The organism is Burkholderia sp. Ed8, assembly GCF_040761425.1.
GTDB classification, from domain to species: Bacteria; Pseudomonadota; Gammaproteobacteria; order Burkholderiales; family Burkholderiaceae; genus Burkholderia; species Burkholderia seminalis.
Genome location: NZ_CP142886.1, coordinates 1,465,344 through 1,482,980, shown reverse-complemented (window position 1 = coordinate 1,482,980; position 17,637 = coordinate 1,465,344). Strand labels below are relative to the sequence as shown.

Annotated in this window: 13 protein-coding genes, 6 tRNA genes and 3 rRNA genes; 5 read left to right on the top strand and 17 right to left on the bottom strand. The window is 60.1% G+C overall.

Annotated features, from left to right (window positions below):
- Positions 1-307: 307 nt before the first annotated feature.
- The 11 genes from rplL to VXM69_RS20725 form a co-directional block, all read right to left on the bottom strand.
- A complete protein-coding gene (gene rplL, locus VXM69_RS20775) occupies positions 308-682 on the bottom strand; it encodes a 50S ribosomal protein L7/L12 (RefSeq protein ID WP_006477198.1) in 375 nt (124 codons plus the stop codon).
- A gap of 63 nt (positions 683-745) precedes the next feature.
- Positions 746-1,243: a 50S ribosomal protein L10 gene (rplJ, locus tag VXM69_RS20770; RefSeq protein ID WP_034191212.1), complete on the bottom strand. Its 498-nt coding sequence runs from the start codon at positions 1,241-1,243 to the stop codon at positions 746-748.
- Positions 1,244-1,551: 308 nt separating this feature from the next.
- Positions 1,552-2,250 carry a 50S ribosomal protein L1 gene (gene rplA / locus VXM69_RS20765; protein ID WP_006482906.1) on the bottom strand — a complete coding sequence of 233 codons (699 nt, stop codon included), beginning with the start codon at positions 2,248-2,250 and terminating at the stop codon, positions 1,552-1,554.
- Entirely contained in the window at positions 2,251-2,682 is a 432-nt protein-coding gene (gene rplK, locus VXM69_RS20760; RefSeq protein WP_006477201.1) for a 50S ribosomal protein L11, read from the bottom strand. It abuts the gene before it with no gap.
- 141 nt (positions 2,683-2,823) lie between these two features.
- A complete protein-coding gene (gene nusG, locus VXM69_RS20755) occupies positions 2,824-3,381 on the bottom strand; it encodes a transcription termination/antitermination protein NusG (protein WP_006400672.1) in 558 nt (185 codons plus the stop codon).
- Position 3,382: 1 nt separating this feature from the next.
- Positions 3,383-3,763, bottom strand: a complete 381-nt coding sequence (gene secE / locus VXM69_RS20750; protein WP_059535562.1) for a preprotein translocase subunit SecE — start codon at positions 3,761-3,763, stop codon at positions 3,383-3,385.
- A 42-nt stretch (positions 3,764-3,805) separates the two neighbouring features.
- A tRNA-Trp gene (locus VXM69_RS20745) sits at positions 3,806-3,881 on the bottom strand.
- A gap of 59 nt (positions 3,882-3,940) precedes the next feature.
- The gene (tuf, locus tag VXM69_RS20740; protein WP_006482910.1) at positions 3,941-5,131 is read right to left on the bottom strand and encodes an elongation factor Tu; all 1,191 of its coding nucleotides are present in this window, start codon (positions 5,129-5,131) and stop codon (positions 3,941-3,943) included.
- A 66-nt stretch (positions 5,132-5,197) separates the two neighbouring features.
- Positions 5,198-5,272, bottom strand: a tRNA-Thr gene (locus VXM69_RS20735).
- 24 nt (positions 5,273-5,296) lie between these two features.
- A tRNA-Gly gene (locus VXM69_RS20730) sits at positions 5,297-5,370 on the bottom strand.
- Positions 5,371-5,413: 43 nt separating this feature from the next.
- Positions 5,414-5,499, bottom strand: a tRNA-Tyr gene (locus VXM69_RS20725).
- Between the two features lie 1,458 nt (positions 5,500-6,957).
- Between VXM69_RS20725 and VXM69_RS20720 the strand changes: the two genes are divergently transcribed.
- Positions 6,958-7,485: a hypothetical protein gene (locus VXM69_RS20720; protein WP_367190126.1), complete on the top strand. Its 528-nt coding sequence runs from the start codon at positions 6,958-6,960 to the stop codon at positions 7,483-7,485.
- Positions 7,486-7,703: 218 nt separating this feature from the next.
- Here VXM69_RS20720 and rrf read toward each other — a convergent pair.
- The 6 genes from rrf to VXM69_RS20690 all read right to left on the bottom strand — a co-directional run bounded on the left by rrf (position 7,704) and on the right by VXM69_RS20690 (position 14,716).
- A 5S ribosomal RNA gene (gene rrf / locus VXM69_RS20715) occupies positions 7,704-7,816 on the bottom strand.
- Between the two features lie 121 nt (positions 7,817-7,937).
- A 23S ribosomal RNA gene (locus VXM69_RS20710) occupies positions 7,938-10,819 on the bottom strand.
- 281 nt (positions 10,820-11,100) lie between these two features.
- Positions 11,101-11,176, bottom strand: a tRNA-Ala gene (locus VXM69_RS20705).
- Between the two features lie 37 nt (positions 11,177-11,213).
- Positions 11,214-11,290, bottom strand: a tRNA-Ile gene (locus VXM69_RS20700).
- A 63-nt stretch (positions 11,291-11,353) separates the two neighbouring features.
- A 16S ribosomal RNA gene (locus VXM69_RS20695) occupies positions 11,354-12,886 on the bottom strand.
- The 16S, 23S and 5S rRNA genes sit together here with 2 tRNA genes alongside, the layout of an rRNA operon.
- A 564-nt stretch (positions 12,887-13,450) precedes the next feature.
- Positions 13,451-14,716 (bottom strand): SGNH/GDSL hydrolase family protein, encoded by a 1,266-nt coding sequence (locus tag VXM69_RS20690; protein ID WP_049029601.1) that lies wholly within the window; start codon positions 14,714-14,716, stop codon positions 13,451-13,453.
- Positions 14,717-14,914: 198 nt separating this feature from the next.
- Between VXM69_RS20690 and paaA the strand changes: the two genes are divergently transcribed.
- Genes paaA through paaD form a run of 4 tightly spaced genes read left to right on the top strand, consistent with a single transcriptional unit; the run spans position 14,915 to position 17,637 of the window.
- On the top strand, positions 14,915-15,913 hold the full coding sequence (paaA, locus tag VXM69_RS20685) for a 1,2-phenylacetyl-CoA epoxidase subunit PaaA (RefSeq protein ID WP_006477414.1): 999 nt from the start codon (positions 14,915-14,917) through the stop codon (positions 15,911-15,913).
- Positions 15,914-15,949: 36 nt separating this feature from the next.
- Positions 15,950-16,234: a 1,2-phenylacetyl-CoA epoxidase subunit PaaB gene (gene paaB, locus VXM69_RS20680; protein ID WP_034188015.1), complete on the top strand. Its 285-nt coding sequence runs from the start codon at positions 15,950-15,952 to the stop codon at positions 16,232-16,234.
- A 10-nt stretch (positions 16,235-16,244) separates the two neighbouring features.
- A complete protein-coding gene (gene paaC / locus VXM69_RS20675) occupies positions 16,245-17,048 on the top strand; it encodes a 1,2-phenylacetyl-CoA epoxidase subunit PaaC (RefSeq protein ID WP_034188016.1) in 804 nt (267 codons plus the stop codon).
- Positions 17,049-17,073: 25 nt separating this feature from the next.
- Entirely contained in the window at positions 17,074-17,637 is a 564-nt protein-coding gene (paaD, locus tag VXM69_RS20670) for a 1,2-phenylacetyl-CoA epoxidase subunit PaaD (RefSeq protein ID WP_069245527.1), read from the top strand.

Below are 17,637 nucleotides of genomic sequence, written 5' to 3'. Positions count from 1 at the left end.
AGACCCGATGGCCGTTCGACGGCTTGAACGAGCCGAGAAGCTTGGTGGTTGGCCGCTACCAACCGCTGGCTGACGGCAGCGGATGCCTGTGTTGCCCGCTACCCGACCAAACTTGCCTTCTGCAGTCGCTTCAGAAGACAAAGAGAACCGCCAATCGTGCGTGATCTTTCACAACGATCAGGCGGTTTTCTTTGGCTTCTGGGGCCGATTATTCGGGCTCCCGAATGAGTGCCAGAATAACGTCCCCACAAAGCACAAAAAGGCCGGCGGTGAAAATACCGCCAGCCTTCGCACAGCGCGTCGAAACTTACTTGACTTCGACCTTCGCGCCAGCTTCTTCCAGCTTCTTCTTGGCTTCTTCAGCAGCAGCCTTGTCGACGCCTTCCTTGACGGGCTTCGGTGCACCGTCAACCAGGTCCTTCGCTTCCTTCAGGCCCAGGCCCGTCAGTTCGCGAACGGCCTTGATGACCGAAACCTTGTTGGCGCCGGCTTCAGCCAGGACGACCGTGAATTCGGTCTTCTCTTCTGCAGCAGCAGCAGCGCCGCCGCCTGCCGGGCCAGCGACTGCCACTGCAGCTGCCGACACGCCAAACTTCTCTTCGAACGCCTTGACCAGTTCGTTCAGTTCCAGAACGGTCATCCCTTCGACTGCTGCCAGGATGTCTTCTTTTGCGATTGCCATTTGAAATACTCCTAAATTGAATTCGGATACAGCCAGCGATCAGTAACGCTGATGCACGCTCGCTTATGCAGCTTCCGCTTGCTTCTTCTCGGCCAGCGCTGCCAGAGCACGCGCGAAGCCCGAAACAGGCGATTGCATAACGAACAGCAGCTTCGAGAGCAGTTCTTCGCGGCTCGGGATGCTTGCCAGCGCTTGCACGCCAGCCTTGTCCATCACCTTGCCATCGAACGAACCAGCCTTGATGACCAACTTGTCATTGCCCTTGCTGAAGTCGTTGACGACCTTAGCAGCAGCAATTGCATCTTCCGAGATGCCGTAGATCAACGGACCAGTCATCTGCTCTGCCAGCGGAGCAAACGGCGTACCTTCAACAGCGCGACGCGCCAGCGTGTTCTTCAACACGCGCAGGTAAACCTTCTGCTCACGCGCTTGCGCGCGCAGCTTGGTCAGATCGCCAACCGCAATTCCACGATACTCAGCCAGCACAACGGTCTGGGCCTTCGCGACTTGCGCGGAAACCTCAGCGACGACGGCTTGCTTGTCTTCTCTATTAAGCGGCACGGTTAGCCTCCAGAAACGATACGTTCGGCGCGGCCGGTATGGCCGAAACCTCACGTACCTCGTTCAACAACGGCGTCCGACCTCGTTAGGAGTATTTCCACCTCACGCCGCGAATCGCTTCACGGCCTGCGGCTTCACCACTGCAAAACTTTTTCGGGTTCGCCATCTGCGTTGGCTTGAATTAAGGGATCACCCGACTGCTGCGCCCCACCAACGGTCTTTGATAACCGGTTGCTCGCCTTGCTGCACGAGCAACCGCCCAAAGCCCATGTAGGCCGCTTCGCGAACGAAGCGGCCCGAATACTTGCTTACTGTGCTGCCAGCGTAGCCTGGTCGACACGCACGCCGACACCCATCGTGCTCGACAGTGCGATCTTGCGCAGGTACACGCCCTTGCTCGTTGCCGGTTTGGCCTTCTGCAGCGCTTCGATCAGCGCCGACAGGTTCGAACGCAGTGCGGTCGGTTCGAACGATGCACGGCCGATGGTCGCGTGGATGATACCGGCCTTGTCGACACGGAATTGCACCTGACCAGCCTTCGCGTTCTTGACGGCGGTTGCGACGTCCGGCGTGACCGTACCGACCTTCGGGTTCGGCATCAGGCCGCGCGGGCCGAGGATCTGGCCCAGCGTACCGACGATACGCATCGTGTCCGGCGAAGCGATCACGATGTCGAAGTCCATCTGGCCAGCCTTGATCTGCTCAGCCAGGTCTTCCATACCGACGATTTCCGCGCCTGCTGCACGTGCCTGCTCGGCCTTTTCGCCTTGCGCGAACACGGCAACGCGAACCGACTTGCCCGTACCGGCCGGCAGAACGACCGAACCACGAACGACCTGGTCCGACTTCTTTGCATCGATGCCGAGCTGGACTGCGACGTCGATCGACTCGTCGAACTTCGCGCTCGCGCATTCCTTCACGAGGCTCAGTGCGTCTTCGATCGCGTACAGCTTCTGACGATCAACCTTGGCGGCAAATGCCTGACGGCGCTTGGAGATCTTAGCCATTTACACGCCCTCCACAGTGATGCCCATCGAGCGTGCGCTACCAGCGATGGTGCGAACGGCTGCGTCCAGATCAGCTGCCGTAAGGTCCGGCATCTTGGTCTTCGCGATTTCTTCGGCTTGAGCGCGCGTGATCGAACCGACCTTGTCGGTGTGCGGCTTGCTCGAGCCCTTGTCCACCTTCGCCGCCTTCTTGATCAGGACGGTTGCCGGCGGCGTCTTCATCACGAACGTGAAGCTCTTGTCAGCGAATGCCGTGATGACCACCGGCACCGGCAGACCCGGCTCCATGCCTTGAGTCTGCGCGTTGAACGCCTTGCAGAACTCCATGATGTTCAGGCCGCGCTGGCCCAGTGCCGGACCGACCGGCGGCGACGGGTTGGCTTTACCTGCAGGGATCTGCAGCTTGATAAAGCCGATAATCTTCTTTGCCATTTGTGAACCTCATTGGAACGCCGAAAGGGCGTTCGGTGAGTAATAACGCGCGTTCGCCGCTGGCTACTGACGCTCCTCAACGGCCATGACGCGGGCCGTAAGCGCGAAGGTGGGCAGCCGAGGCTGCCCACCGAATCGGGATCAAACTTTTTCGACCTGGCCGAATTCGAGTTCGACCGGGGTGGATCGACCAAAGATGGTGACCGACACACGCACGCGCGATTTTTCGTAGTTGACTTCTTCGACGGTGCCGTTGAAGTCCGTGAACGGGCCTTCCTTGACACGCACCATCTCGCCGACTTCGAACAGGGTCTTCGGGCGCGGCTTCTCGACGCCTTCCTGCATCTGCGACATGATCTTCTCGACTTCCTTCGGGGAAATCGGGGTCGGGCGGTTACGCGCACCGCCGACGAAGCCGGTGACCTTCGCGGTGTTCTTCACGAGGTGCCACGTTTCGTCCGTCATCTCCATTTCCACCAGCACGTAGCCGGGGAAGAAACGACGCTCGGTCACCGCCTTGTGACCGCCCTTGACTTCAACCACTTCTTCGGTCGGGACCAGGATCTGACCGAATTTGTCCTGCATGCCAGCACGTTCGATGCGCTCCTGAAGCGCACGTTGCACGCTCTTCTCCATACCGGAGTAGGCGTGCACGACGTACCAACGTTTTCCGCTCGGGGATGCCGGAGTATCGCTCATATCATTTCCAACCCAGAATCGCCGAGAAAATCACCCATTCGATCGATTTGTCACTCAACCAGAGGAAAATCGCCATCACGAGCACGAAACCGAACACGACGAGCGTGGTTTGCGTTGCTTCCTTGCGGGTGGGCCAAACGACCTTCCGGACTTCCTTGTACGAATCCTTGGCAAAAGCGATGAGGCTCTTGCCAGGGACCGACATCAGCCCGACGGCCACACCGGCGATGATCCCTACCGCCAACGCGGCACCGCGGACATACCACTGCTGATTGGCCAGCCAGAAGAAGCCCACGAATCCGGCCAACACCAGCAATACACCCAGGGCCAGCATCAGCTTATCGCCGGAGGTATTTACAGTTTCGACGGATGGATTCGCCATAACACCTTAAAACAAATGCCACGTAGGACACGTGGCTATTTTTGGCAGGGGCAGAGGGAATCGAACCCCCAACCTTCGGTTTTGGAGACCGACGCTCTGCCAGTTGAGCTATACCCCTAAACCATGTTGGGGCCGGCTGTTGCCAGCCCCAAAACTGTCGATCAACGAATAACTGGCTTACTCGATGATCTTGGCGACGACGCCGGCGCCGACCGTACGGCCGCCTTCGCGGATTGCGAAGCGCAGACCTTCTTCCATCGCGATCGGAGCGATCAGCTTCACCGTGATCGACACGTTGTCGCCCGGCATCACCATTTCCTTGTCCTTCGGCAGCTCGATCGAGCCCGTCACGTCCGTCGTACGGAAGTAGAACTGCGGACGGTAGTTGTTGAAGAACGGCGTGTGACGGCCGCCTTCGTCCTTGCTCAGCACGTACACTTCAGCCGTGAAGTGCGTGTGCGGCGTGATCGAACCCGGCTTCGCCAGAACCTGGCCACGCTCCACGTCTTCACGCTTCGTGCCGCGCAGCAGGATACCCACGTTGTCGCCTGCCTGACCTTGGTCCAGCAGCTTGCGGAACATTTCAACGCCCGTGCAGGTCGTCTTCACCGTCGGCTTGATACCGACGATTTCGATTTCCTCGCCGACCTTCACGATGCCGCGCTCGACACGACCCGTCACCACCGTACCACGGCCCGAGATCGAGAACACGTCTTCCACCGGCATCAGGAACGCGCCGTCAACTGCACGCTCCGGCGTCGGGATGTACGTGTCCAGCGCGTCGGCCAGGCTCATGATCGCCACTTCGCCCAGCTCGCCCGTGTCGCCTTCCAGCGCCAGCTTCGCCGAACCCTTCACGATCGGCGTGTCGTCGCCCGGGAAGTCGTACTTCGACAGCAGCTCGCGAACTTCCATCTCGACCAGCTCGAGCAGTTCAGCGTCGTCCACCATGTCGCACTTGTTCAGGAACACGATGATGTACGGAACGCCAACCTGACGCGCCAGCAGGATGTGCTCACGCGTCTGCGGCATCGGGCCGTCAGCTGCCGAGCAAACCAGGATCGCGCCGTCCATCTGCGCTGCGCCCGTGATCATGTTCTTCACATAGTCAGCGTGGCCCGGGCAGTCGACGTGTGCGTAGTGGCGGTTCGCCGTTTCGTACTCGACGTGTGCCGTGTTGATCGTGATGCCGCGCGCCTTTTCTTCCGGTGCCGCGTCGATCTGGTCGTACGCCTTCGCTTCGCCGCCGAACTTCTTCGTCAGAACCGTCGTGATCGCTGCCGTCAGCGTCGTCTTGCCGTGGTCAACGTGACCAATCGTACCAACGTTCACGTGCGGCTTGGTCCGCTCAAACTTTTCCTTGGCCATTTTCAACTCCCAAAAGGAATTTCACAGGTTGCGCCGCGCGCAAACAAGACACTGACTTTTTACTGCTGGTGCCCATGGGCAGGATCGAACTGCCGACCTCTCCCTTACCAAGGGAGTGCTCTACCACTGAGCCACATGGGCGTTTTACGCTTCAACTTCGCGGTCTGGAGCGGGTGAAGGGAATCGAACCCTCGTCGTAAGCTTGGAAGGCTTCTGCTCTACCATTGAGCTACACCCGCACGGGCCACTAACGATTCCCTACCGCTCGCTACGCTGATATCTTGGTGGAGGAGGTTGGATTCGAACCAACGTAGGCGTAAGCCAACAGATTTACAGTCTGCCCCCTTTAGCCACTCGGGCACCCCTCCGTAGAGAACTGACGATTATGGGGGTGCATCGCACTCGTGTCAAGCACATCCGGAAGATTATTTTCACTCTCTTCCTGACTCCCGCTTTACCACCGATCTCCCGCCCTTGCCCGGCTAAGGCAAGCACGAGATGTTGCCGACCGGCGCCACATCTTCGTCAGACTCCGCCCTTAGCGCCGATCTGCATCTGCGCTAAAAACGAAAGACCGCCATCATACGACCTCTTTCACACAATGCCAAGCGGGTAGACGCAAAATTTCCGCAAATTTCGTGCCGGGCGGCTTCGCCGACCTCGCGGACGGTGTGCCTGGCGGCTTCCGCACGCGGTTGCTTGCACGAAATCGGGGATTACTCGCTACCCGCGTCGCCGCGGCCAGGCTCGAACTGCCCGGGGTACCCGGCAAGGGGTTATCCGAACCTTCCGGTGGTGGCGCCATGGCAACGGCACCGCCGCGCCCGGATGAAATCCCCCACGCGAACCTACGGCCGGCGCGATACCAACCCTCGCCTTCCGTCATCTTCCCGCGTGGATTCCCATGCGCCTGCTCGCTCTTGCGATTGCCTTCACGGCCTTGGGCGGACCGGCCGCACATGCCGCCGCCACTGACACCCGGGGTCGCTCGAGCCCGATCGCGAAGATCCGTCAGCAAGCCCAGGATAAAAACCACGCCGAGAGACGCTCCGGAGCGGCAGCAGCTCTCGCCGCATATGATCAGTTGAAGCCCGCGTGCTCGACGTCCGCTGCCTGAGCTCGACGCATAGCGGTTCGACCGCAGCATGGCCGATGAATCAGGACGCGATCGCCTATGCACGGCGGACCAACGATGCGTCCGTTTATCCCGTCCCGGCCGGCGACAGCGCCCCGCCCGCCGAATCCGACAGCGCGACCTGCCTGGGGGGCGTGCTGCAGCCTTTGCTCGGCGATGATATACGGTCACCAGGCGCGCCCCACACGCCCCGCACCACGACCTTGGCAAACGTCCTGAAATACGGTGCCCGCTACCTCTCCCCGTCGCGCTGGCCGACCAACGTCAGCATCTGGTCGGCTTATCGCAGCGAATCCCCCGCGTACACACGACATCCTGCGTGCCCGCACGACGCCCATCTCGTTCAGCTGAATGTGAATAGTTACGCGGGGTTCGGTGCAGGGGCTTTCGCCGCACCTCATACTTCCGGAGGCACTGGAAAGCTGACCTCTGCCCCGCGGCGTTGATGACCGGCGCGCGCTGCCCAGCGATGCCCGTGCCGACTCGGGAATAAGGCCGGGACACAACACGCCGGTTTCCGCCAACCAAGGATTCCGCGCTGCGCGATCTCAGCACGACGTGCGCGGTGCGATCGACCGGCGTCGACGCAAACGGCGCGCACTTTGCGCCGATCGAAGAAGGAAGCGCCTGCTTCGGCGGCACCGCCTATTCGCTCATCGAGGAAATCTACGTGTTCTGAGGTGGCCGCCCCATGCTCGTTAAAAAGATTGATAGCGCCTGCAGGGCGACGCACAGGCGTTACAACTGGCACTCCAGCCGGATCGTTACGTTTGCCGCGAACCGGGTGCTCACCGCCTCGGATGAGTCGAATCCGGATGATATCCGGCGGATTAGGCGAAGAACGGCACTTGATAGCACCACTTTGCGTTATCCGACGCAACTCTGTCGTGCCGTTTCATGGCGCCTCGATCATTCCGTACCTTCGACAAGAAACGTCGGAGTTCAGCTGCGCCGCAAGCCGTACGACGCTCACACCGGCAGCCGACCCGGTCGCGAAAAACGCAAGGGGGGCCTCGTAACAATGGAACGAGCGCCGCAATTTTCGCGGGAGAAGGCTTCCGTACGTATGCAGATGGGACGAGATGGCAAATATCCTGACGGCAAGAACCATTGCGCCAAGCCACATGGCGTTGTGCAAATCCTCGACATGGAGTTCCGGCGAACAGGCGATCGAGCGGACCGGCTGTCGGCCGAGCGTGTCGTCACTTCGAGTCGATGACGAGAGGATGCCGACCTCAGCGACACCAATTGCTATTTGCGGGTGCTGAGCCACCCAGCAGACGGAGGGAATTTGCGCCGACTGGATACGAGCGCGGCCCGCGTCGACGTCATCGACGCATCAGTTCCGGCCGCATTGCGCTTGACCGCCCACGCGCATTTCCGTCGCCGAAATGCAAAAACCCCCGCCTGTTCGGGCGGGGGTTCTTGGCTTAGGGAGCCTGACGATTACCTACTTTCACACGGGAATCCGCACTATCATCGGCGTAGAGTCGTTTCACGGTCCTGTTCGGGATGGGAAGGGGTGGGACCGACTCGCTATGGTCATCAGGCAAAGGGGGTTGTTGCGTTGCTTCGCAGCGCAACCAATCTTGGAAGAAGCAGTAATTTTGGTGTTGTGCGTATCAGCACATCGCGGTCATTCAACCGCTGTCTGTAAAACAGACTTGTTATAGGATCAAGCCTTACGGGCAATTAGTATCAGTTAGCTGAACGCATTACTGCGCTTACACACCTGACCTATCAACGTCCTGGTCTCGAACGACCCTTCAAGGGGATCTAGTCCCCAGGGATATCTCATCTTAAGGCGAGTTTCCCGCTTAGATGCTTTCAGCGGTTATCTCTTCCGAACATAGCTACCCGGCGATGCCACTGGCGTGACAACCGGTACACCAGAGGTTCGTCCACTCCGGTCCTCTCGTACTAGGAGCAGCCCCCTTCAAATATCCAACGCCCACGGCAGATAGGGACCAAACTGTCTCACGACGTTTTAAACCCAGCTCACGTACCTCTTTAAATGGCGAACAGCCATACCCTTGGGACCGGCTACAGCCCCAGGATGAGATGAGCCGACATCGAGGTGCCAAACACCGCCGTCGATATGAACTCTTGGGCGGTATCAGCCTGTTATCCCCAGAGTACCTTTTATCCGTTGAGCGATGGCCCTTCCATACAGAACCACCGGATCACTATGACCTGCTTTCGCACCTGCTCGACTTGTCGGTCTCGCAGTTAAGCACGCTTATGCCATTGCACTATCAGCACGATTTCCGACCGTACCTAGCGTACCTTCGTACTCCTCCGTTACGCTTTGGGAGGAGACCGCCCCAGTCAAACTGCCTACCATGCACTGTCCCCGACCCGGATCACGGGCCAAGGTTAGAACCTCAAACAAACCAGGGTGGTATTTCAAGGACGGCTCCACCGAAACTAGCGTTCCGGTTTCATAGCCTCCCACCTATCCTACACAGATCGGTTCAAAGTCCAATGCAAAGCTACAGTAAAGGTTCATGGGGTCTTTCCGTCTAGCCGCGGGTAGATTGCATCATCACAAACACTTCAACTTCGCTGAGTCTCGGGAGGAGACAGTGTGGCCATCGTTACGCCATTCGTGCAGGTCGGAACTTACCCGACAAGGAATTTCGCTACCTTAGGACCGTTATAGTTACGGCCGCCGTTTACCGGGACTTCAATCAAGAGCTTGCACCCCATCATTTAATCTTCCGGCACCGGGCAGGCGTCACACCCTATACGTCCACTTTCGTGTTTGCAGAGTGCTGTGTTTTTATTAAACAGTCGCAGCCACCAGTTTATTGCAACCCCTTCACCCTCCTGGCGCAGGCCAGTCAAGCTACAAGGGCGTACCTTATCCCGAAGTTACGGTACCAATTTGCCGAGTTCCTTCTCCCGAGTTCTCTCAAGCGCCTTAGAATACTCATCTCGCCCACCTGTGTCGGTTTGCGGTACGGTCATCGTTAGACTGAAGCTTAGAGGCTTTTCTTGGAACCACTTCCAATTGCTTCGCTCCCTAAGGAGCTCGCGCCACACCCTTGAATTGCGCACCCGGATTTGCCTAAGTGCCTTCTCCAATGCAGCGACCGGGACTTCCAACACCCGGACAACCTTCCGCGATCCGTCCCCCCATCGCATCTAACAATGGTGCAGGAATATTGACCTGCTTCCCATCAGCTACGCATTTCTGCCTCGCCTTAGGGGCCGACTCACCCTACGCCGATGAACGTTGCGTAGGAAACCTTGGGCTTACGGCGAGGGGGCCTTTCACCCCCTTTATCGCTACTCATGTCAGCATTCGCACTTCCGATACCTCCAGCACGCTTTTCAACGCACCTTCGCAGGCTTACGGAACGCTCTCCTACCATGCGTGCAAAGCACGCATCCGCAGCTTCGGTATATAGCTTAGCCCCGTTACATCTTCCGCGCAGGACGACTCGATCAGTGAGCTATTACGCTTTCTTTAAAGGGTGGCTGCTTCTAAGCCAACCTCCTGACTGTTTTAGCCTTCCCACTTCGTTTCCCACTTAGCTATATTTGGGGACCTTAGCTGGCGGTCTGGGTTGTTTCCCTCTTGACACCGGACGTTAGCACCCGATGTCTGTCTCCCGTGATTGCACTCTTCGGTATTCGGAGTTTGCTATGGCGGGGTAATCTGCAATAGACCCCCCAACCATGACAGTGCTCTACCCCCGAAGGTGAGACACGAGGCACTACCTAAATAGTTTTCGGAGAGAACCAGCTATTTCCAGGTTTGTTTAGCCTTTCACCCCTATCCACAGCTCATCCCCTAACTTTTCAACGTTAGTGGGTTCGGACCTCCAGTACGTGTTACCGCACCTTCATCCTGGCCATGGATAGATCACCTGGTTTCGGGTCTACGCCCAGCAACTGAACGCCCTATTCGGACTCGCTTTCGCTACGCCTGCCCTATACGGTTAAGCTTGCTACTGAACGTAAGTCGCTGACCCATTATACAAAAGGTACGCCGTCACCCCTTACGAGGCTCCGACTGTTTGTATGCATGCGGTTTCAGGATCTATTTCACTCCCCTCCCGGGGTTCTTTTCGCCTTTCCCTCACGGTACTGGTTCACTATCGGTCGATCACGAGTATTTAGCCTTGGAGGATGGTCCCCCCATCTTCAGACAGGATTTCACGTGTCCCGCCCTACTTGTCGCACACCTAGTTCTTTCATACTGTTTTCGCCTACGGGGCTATCACCCGCTATGGCCGCACTTTCCAGAGCGTTCGGCTAACAATACAAATAAAGAGTGCAAGGCTCATCCCATTTCGCTCGCCACTACTTTGGGAATCTCGGTTGATTTCTTTTCCTGCGGTTACTTAGATGTTTCAGTTCACCGCGTTCGCTTCACTGGACCTATGTATTCAGTCCAGGATGACCCAAAAGGGCCGGGTTTCCCCATTCGGACATCTACGGATCAAAGCTCGTTTGCCAGCTCCCCGTAGCTTTTCGCAGGCTACCGCGTCCTTCATCGCCTGTGATCGCCAAGGCATCCACCACATGCACTTGTTCGCTTGACCCTATAACGAGTCTGTCTCATCGACAGTCGCTACAGGTTGAGTTCTCGCGTTGTGCCGTATTCCAATTGAGTCAAACATAGAGTTCGAATCATCTTGAGATACATCGATACAATCACAACCCGGATAGTTTCCACGTCCATCTCGAGACGCTTCCGCTATCCAAATTACTTACTTCTTCCAGATTGTTAAAGAACGACAGCCGATATCTGTTGATATCCTCTGACTGGCTCAATCGCCAATGACAAAGATTCGACGCAAGTCGAACGCTTGTCATTGAAGATTGGTGGAGGCAGACGGGATCGAACCGACGACCCCCTGCTTGCAAAGCAGGTGCTCTCCCAGCTGAGCTATGCCCCCATGAGTACAGATGCCTCAGGTACCTACCGCCAGACAATGGTGGGTCTGGTTGGATTCGAACCAACGACCCCCGCCTTATCAAGACGGTGCTCTAACCGACTGAGCTACAGACCCCTGAGTCTGTCTTTAAATTTACAGCCGATAAGCGTGAGCGCTCAACTTTGCGAGAAGCTCTGGAAAGGAGGTGATCCAGCCGCACCTTCCGATACGGCTACCTTGTTACGACTTCACCCCAGTCATGAATCCTACCGTGGTGACCGTCCTCCTTGCGGTTAGACTAGCCACTTCTGGTAAAACCCACTCCCATGGTGTGACGGGCGGTGTGTACAAGACCCGGGAACGTATTCACCGCGGCATGCTGATCCGCGATTACTAGCGATTCCAGCTTCATGCACTCGAGTTGCAGAGTGCAATCCGGACTACGATCGGTTTTCTGGGATTAGCTCCCCCTCGCGGGTTGGCAACCCTCTGTTCCGACCATTGTATGACGTGTGAAGCCCTACCCATAAGGGCCATGAGGACTTGACGTCATCCCCACCTTCCTCCGGTTTGTCACCGGCAGTCTCCTTAGAGTGCTCTTGCGTAGCAACTAAGGACAAGGGTTGCGCTCGTTGCGGGACTTAACCCAACATCTCACGACACGAGCTGACGACAGCCATGCAGCACCTGTGCGCCGGTTCTCTTTCGAGCACTCCCACCTCTCAGCAGGATTCCGACCATGTCAAGGGTAGGTAAGGTTTTTCGCGTTGCATCGAATTAATCCACATCATCCACCGCTTGTGCGGGTCCCCGTCAATTCCTTTGAGTTTTAATCTTGCGACCGTACTCCCCAGGCGGTCAACTTCACGCGTTAGCTACGTTACTAAGGAAATGAATCCCCAACAACTAGTTGACATCGTTTAGGGCGTGGACTACCAGGGTATCTAATCCTGTTTGCTCCCCACGCTTTCGTGCATGAGCGTCAGTATTGGCCCAGGGGGCTGCCTTCGCCATCGGTATTCCTCCACATCTCTACGCATTTCACTGCTACACGTGGAATTCTACCCCCCTCTGCCATACTCTAGCCTGCCAGTCACCAATGCAGTTCCCAGGTTGAGCCCGGGGATTTCACATCGGTCTTAGCAAACCGCCTGCGCACGCTTTACGCCCAGTAATTCCGATTAACGCTTGCACCCTACGTATTACCGCGGCTGCTGGCACGTAGTTAGCCGGTGCTTATTCTTCCGGTACCGTCATCCCCCGACTGTATTAGAGCCAAGGATTTCTTTCCGGACAAAAGTGCTTTACAACCCGAAGGCCTTCTTCACACACGCGGCATTGCTGGATCAGGCTTTCGCCCATTGTCCAAAATTCCCCACTGCTGCCTCCCGTAGGAGTCTGGGCCGTGTCTCAGTCCCAGTGTGGCTGGTCGTCCTCTCAGACCAGCTACTGATCGTCGCCTTGGTAGGCCTTTACCCCACCAACTAGCTAATCAGCCATCGGCCAACCCTATAGCGCGAGGCCCGAAGGTCCCCCGCTTTCATCCATGGATCGTATGCGGTATTAATCCGGCTTTCGCCGGGCTATCCCCCACTACAGGACATGTTCCGATGTATTACTCACCCGTTCGCCACTCGCCACCAGGTGCAAGCACCCGTGCTGCCGTTCGACTTGCATGTGTAAGGCATGCCGCCAGCGTTCAATCTGAGCCAGGATCAAACTCTTCAGTTCAAACCTGTTACTGTTTTCGGTTCGGTTAAGAACCGGTCGCTCACTCAAAGCTGACAGGAATATGAATCACTTCATAAACCTGACTTACTTTAGTGTGAGACTCTTGATACTTTCGCTATCTGATCCGAGGATCAGCTCGCTGTCATCAAGCGCCCACACTTATCGGCTGTTAATTTTTAAAGAGCAATCTGCGAGGAACATCGTGTTTCCCGGCAGCGCTGCGTTTTCAGCAGCAGAGAAGCGAGATTATGAACCGTGTTTCGCAGCTCGTCAACAACTTTTTGCACTACGTCGTTGCGACCGCGGGGCTCAACTTCCGTACCGCCGAGGCCGTTCCTGCCAAGCCCCAACCGCACTGCTTCCCTCCCTTCCGCGCCGCGTTTCCGTGAGCGCGAAAGAGGCGTGATTCTATGCACCTCGCGCCGCCCACGCAAGCCCTTTGTGAAAAAAGTTTGAAAAAGCCCCCGTGCGCTGCCGCGCACGGGGGCTGGGGGTTCGACGGGCGACGCGACAACGACGCCCGCACCGTCGCCGACCACACTTCTCTCTATATATAGAGCCTCATCACTTGCCGCCGGCCGCAGCCTGCAGCTGCTCGATCGGCACCGCGTCGGCCATCGCCGTGTAGCCCGCGTCGCTCGGATGAATACCGTCGCCGCTGTCATATCGGCGCTGCAGCACGCTCGGGCGCGCCGGATCGCGCAGCACCGCATCGAAATCGACCACGCCGTCGAACCCGCCGCCGCTCCGGATCCACCGGTTCACCTCGAGCCGGATCGCTTCACGCCCGGCCGGCAACGCCGCCGGCGTGAGCGTCGCGCCGTAAACCTTCACGCCCTGGCGGTGCGCCGCCTCGATCAGCCGGCGGTAGCCGTCGATCAGCGACGCGGCCGTCACCTGCGTATGCGGGTGGTCGCAATCGAGCCCCACGCGCGGCGGCATCGCCGCGAAGTTGATGTCGTTGATGCCGATCAGCACGACCGCCGCCTTCACACCCGCACGCGACAGCGCATCGCGCTCGAACCGCGACGCCAGCGACGTGCCGTAGCACGCGGAATCGCTGAGCAGCCGGTTCCCGCTGATGCCCAGATTCACGACACCGACCGAATCGGCCCCCGACGCCGTCAGCCGGCGCGCGAGTGCGTCAGGCCAGCGGCGGTTCCGGTTCACGCTGGAGCGCAGCCCGTCGGTGATCGAGTCGCCGATCGCGGCGATACTGGCGCGCGCGGGACCTGTTTCGACTGCCAGCTCGGTCACCCAGGCATATTGAGTAAAACGGGTACGGAACGCGGCGGCGCCGGGATCGTTCACGTGATCGCCCGGCGCAGACACATAGTTGAACTGGTTCGACACGCGGTGCCAGACCGTCATCCGCTGGTTTGGCCCCATCTGGAGACTGATCGCATACGGCTGCGCGGACGCCACGTCGATGGCCACCGGATCGCTTTCGATCTCCTGGCCGGGCGCGAGCGTCACGGACGGCTTGCCGCCGAACCGGACCGGCGCGACCGCGCCGCCGGCGAGCGCCGCCCCCTCGCCGGCGCGCGCGAGGCTCGCGGCCTCGATGACCAGCGGCGCACGGCCGTACGCATTGCTGACGCGAATCCGCGCGGCGCGCCCCGACACCGTCGGGTACACGATCTGGCGCACAGCGCGCCCGGCCACGTCGGGCGCGCGGTAGAGCGGCGGCGGCGCAGCAAGGTCGGGAATCGGCTGCAGCGCGGTGGCCCACGCGGCAACCCATCCGGCCGGCGCGGCGAACGCAGCAAGCGGCGACACGAGAACGGCCGCACCCAGCATGGCCGCGGCGAAACTGCTTCGGAATGACATCGGCAAAATCCTCATCGGAAAGCGGGCATTGTGCCGCAGAAGGCGCGAGGCTCGCGTGCGGGAACGCGCTGCGTCGCCCGATCGCGCCCCGACGTCCCTCGTTTACCCGAGTCTCGCCGCAAATCCGCAAGAAATTTATTAACCGACCGGTCGGTTGGTTTATACTTCGCACACATTCAACCGGACGAGAGTCTCGCCATGTACACGCAATCCCTCGACATCCCCGGCAACGTCGCACCGCTCGACGCCGCAGCCGAGTCGCCCGAGCAGGCGCGGTTCGACGCGGTGATGGCAGCCGACGGCAAGATCGAACCGCAGGACTGGATGCCCGACGCATACCGCAAGACGCTGGTACGCCAGATCTCGCAGCACGCGCATTCGGAAGTCGTCGGCATGCTGCCGGAAGGCAACTGGATCTCGCGCGCGCCGAGCCTGAAGCGCAAGGCGATCCTGCTCGCGAAGGTCCAGGACGAAGCCGGCCACGGCCTCTATCTTTATAGCGCGGCCGAAACGCTCGGCGTGTCGCGCGATTCGCTGATCGACGCACTGCACGCCGGCAAGGCGAAATATTCGAGCATCTTCAACTACCCGACGCCGACCTGGGCCGACGTCGGCGTGATCGGCTGGCTGGTCGACGGCGCCGCGATCATGAACCAGATCCCGCTATGCCGCTGCACGTATGGCCCCTACGCTCGCGCGATGATCCGCGTGTGCAAGGAAGAGTCGTTCCACCAGCGTCAGGGTTTCGACGCACTGCTGTCGATGATGAAGGGCAGCGACGCCCAGCGCGCGATGGTCCAGCAGGCCGTGGACCGCTGGTGGTGGCCGGTGCTGATGATGTTCGGCCCGAGCGACGCCGACTCGGTCCATAGCAGCCAGTCCGCGAAATGGGGCATCAAGCGGATCTCGAACGACGACCTGCGGCAGAAATTCGTCGACGCGACGGTCGACCAGGCGAAGGTGCTCGGCGTGACGCTGCCCGACCCCGACCTGAAATGGAACGAAGCGCGCGGCCACCACGACTACGGCACGATCGACTGGGACGAATTCTGGCGCGTGGTCAACGGCGACGGCCCGTGCAACAAGGAACGCCTCGCGACCCGCGTGAAAGCGCACGAGGACGGCGCATGGGTACGCGAAGCCGCGCTCGCGCACGAAGCGAAGCGCCGCGCCCGCGCCGAACAGCACGCCGCCTGAGCGGCAACACCCGAATTCAGGAATCAGGAGAAAGTGATGAACAAGGAATGGCCGATCTGGGAAGTGTTCGTGCGCAGCAAGCAGGGCCTCGACCACAAGCATTGCGGCAGTCTGCACGCCGCCGACGCGACGATGGCGCTGCGCATGGCGCGCGACGTCTACACGCGGCGCCAGGAAGGCGTGAGCATCTGGGTGGTGCCGTCGTCGGCGATCACCGCGTCGGACCCGAACGAGAAGGCCGAGCTGTTCGAACCGGCGGGCGACAAGATCTACCGTCACCCGACGTTCTACACGCTGCCCGACGAAGTCAACCACATGTAACGCCCGCGCCATGACGATCACGCCCGAACACCTCTCCTACGTGCTGCGCCTCGCGGACAACGCGCTGATCCTCGGTCAGCGCAACGCCGAATGGTGCGGCCACGGCCCGATCCTCGAGGAAGACATCGCGCTCACCAACATGAGCCTCGACCTCATCGGCCAGGCGCGCATGCTGTATACGCACGCGGCCGAGCTCGAGCGCCAGCTCAACGGCACGACGAAGACCGAGGACGACTACGCGTACTTCCGTACCGAGCGCGAATTCGCGAACTTCACGCTCGCCGAGCTGCCGCACTACGGGCCGGTCTCCGGCACCGCGCACGCCGACAAGGACTATGCGGTGACGATCGTGCGCAACTTCCTGTACGCGGCATTGATGCTGCACGTATGGAGCGCACTGGAAACGTCGACCGACACGCAGCTCGCCGCGATCGCCGCGAAATCGGTGAAGGAAACCCGCTATCACGTGCAGCACGCCCGCGAGTGGCTCGTGCGCCTCGGCGACGGCACCGACGCATCGCATCGCCGCGCGCAGGATGCGCTCGACTACCTGATGCCGTACACGCGCGAATGCTTCGCGGCCGATGCGATCGACAACGCGATCGCCGCTTCGGGCATCGGCCCGGCGCCGGCCGCGCTCGAAGCCGCGTGGCGCGCGGACGTGGACGATGCGCTCGCCGAGGCGACGCTCGCGCTGCCGGCGCCCGTGAAGCACGTGACGACCGGCAAGCAGGGCGAGCACTCGGAGCACATGGGCTACCTGCTCGCCGAAATGCAGAGCCTCGCGCGCCAGCATCCCGGCGCAACCTGGTAACCGGCCAACGCCACGGAGCCCGACGATGTCCGTCCAGACCGCTGCCCCCTCCCACGCCGCACCCGCCGCGCGCCACGACGATCCGCTGCTCGCCCGCGCATGGGACGTGCTGGAAGCCGTGCCCGATCCCGAGATTCCGGTCGTGTCGATCCGCGAACTCGGCATCCTGCGCGACGTCCGCCGCGCGGACGACGGCCAGCTCGAGGTCGTGATCACGCCGACCTACTCGGGCTGCCCGGCCATGTCGCAGATCGCCGAGGACATCGCCGCCGCGCTGCAGGCCGCCGACCTGCCGCCGCACCGGATCGAGACGGTGCTCGCGCCCGCGTGGACGACCGACTGGATCACGCAGGAGGCGCGCGACAAGCTGCGCGCGTACGGCATCGCGCCGCCGGTCGGCCAGTGCGGCAGCGCCGCGCCACGGGAAAACGTCGTGCGCTTCGTGCCGCGGCCGGTCGCGGCGCCCGCCTGCCCGCGCTGCGGCTCCGCCCGCACCGAGCGTCTCGCGCAATTCGCGTCCACGGCCTGCAAGGCGCTGTATCGCTGCGTCGACTGCCGCGAACCCTTCGACTACTTCAAACCCTACTGA

Bases quoted from the DNA above. Each gene is read 5' to 3' on its own strand.
- VXM69_RS20720 (WP_367190126.1), top strand. From the start codon at position 6,958: ATGCTCGTTAAAAAGATTGATAGCGCCTGCAGGGCGACGCACAGGCGT.
- rplK (WP_006477201.1), bottom strand. From the start codon at position 2,682: ATGGCAAAGAAGATTATCGGCTTTATCAAGCTGCAGATCCCTGCAGGT.
- paaB (WP_034188015.1), top strand. From the start codon at position 15,950: ATGAACAAGGAATGGCCGATCTGGGAAGTGTTCGTGCGCAGCAAGCAG.
- paaD (WP_069245527.1), top strand. From the start codon at position 17,074: ATGTCCGTCCAGACCGCTGCCCCCTCCCACGCCGCACCCGCCGCGCGC.
- rplA (WP_006482906.1), bottom strand. From the start codon at position 2,250: ATGGCTAAGATCTCCAAGCGCCGTCAGGCATTTGCCGCCAAGGTTGAT.
- paaC (WP_034188016.1), top strand. From the start codon at position 16,245: ATGACGATCACGCCCGAACACCTCTCCTACGTGCTGCGCCTCGCGGAC.
- secE (WP_059535562.1), bottom strand. From the start codon at position 3,763: ATGGCGAATCCATCCGTCGAAACTGTAAATACCTCCGGCGATAAGCTG.
- rplL (WP_006477198.1), bottom strand. From the start codon at position 682: ATGGCAATCGCAAAAGAAGACATCCTGGCAGCAGTCGAAGGGATGACC.
- nusG (WP_006400672.1), bottom strand. From the start codon at position 3,381: ATGAGCGATACTCCGGCATCCCCGAGCGGAAAACGTTGGTACGTCGTG.
- tuf (WP_006482910.1), bottom strand. From the start codon at position 5,131: ATGGCCAAGGAAAAGTTTGAGCGGACCAAGCCGCACGTGAACGTTGGT.
- VXM69_RS20690 (WP_049029601.1), bottom strand. From the start codon at position 14,716: ATGTCATTCCGAAGCAGTTTCGCCGCGGCCATGCTGGGTGCGGCCGTT.
- paaA (WP_006477414.1), top strand. From the start codon at position 14,915: ATGTACACGCAATCCCTCGACATCCCCGGCAACGTCGCACCGCTCGAC.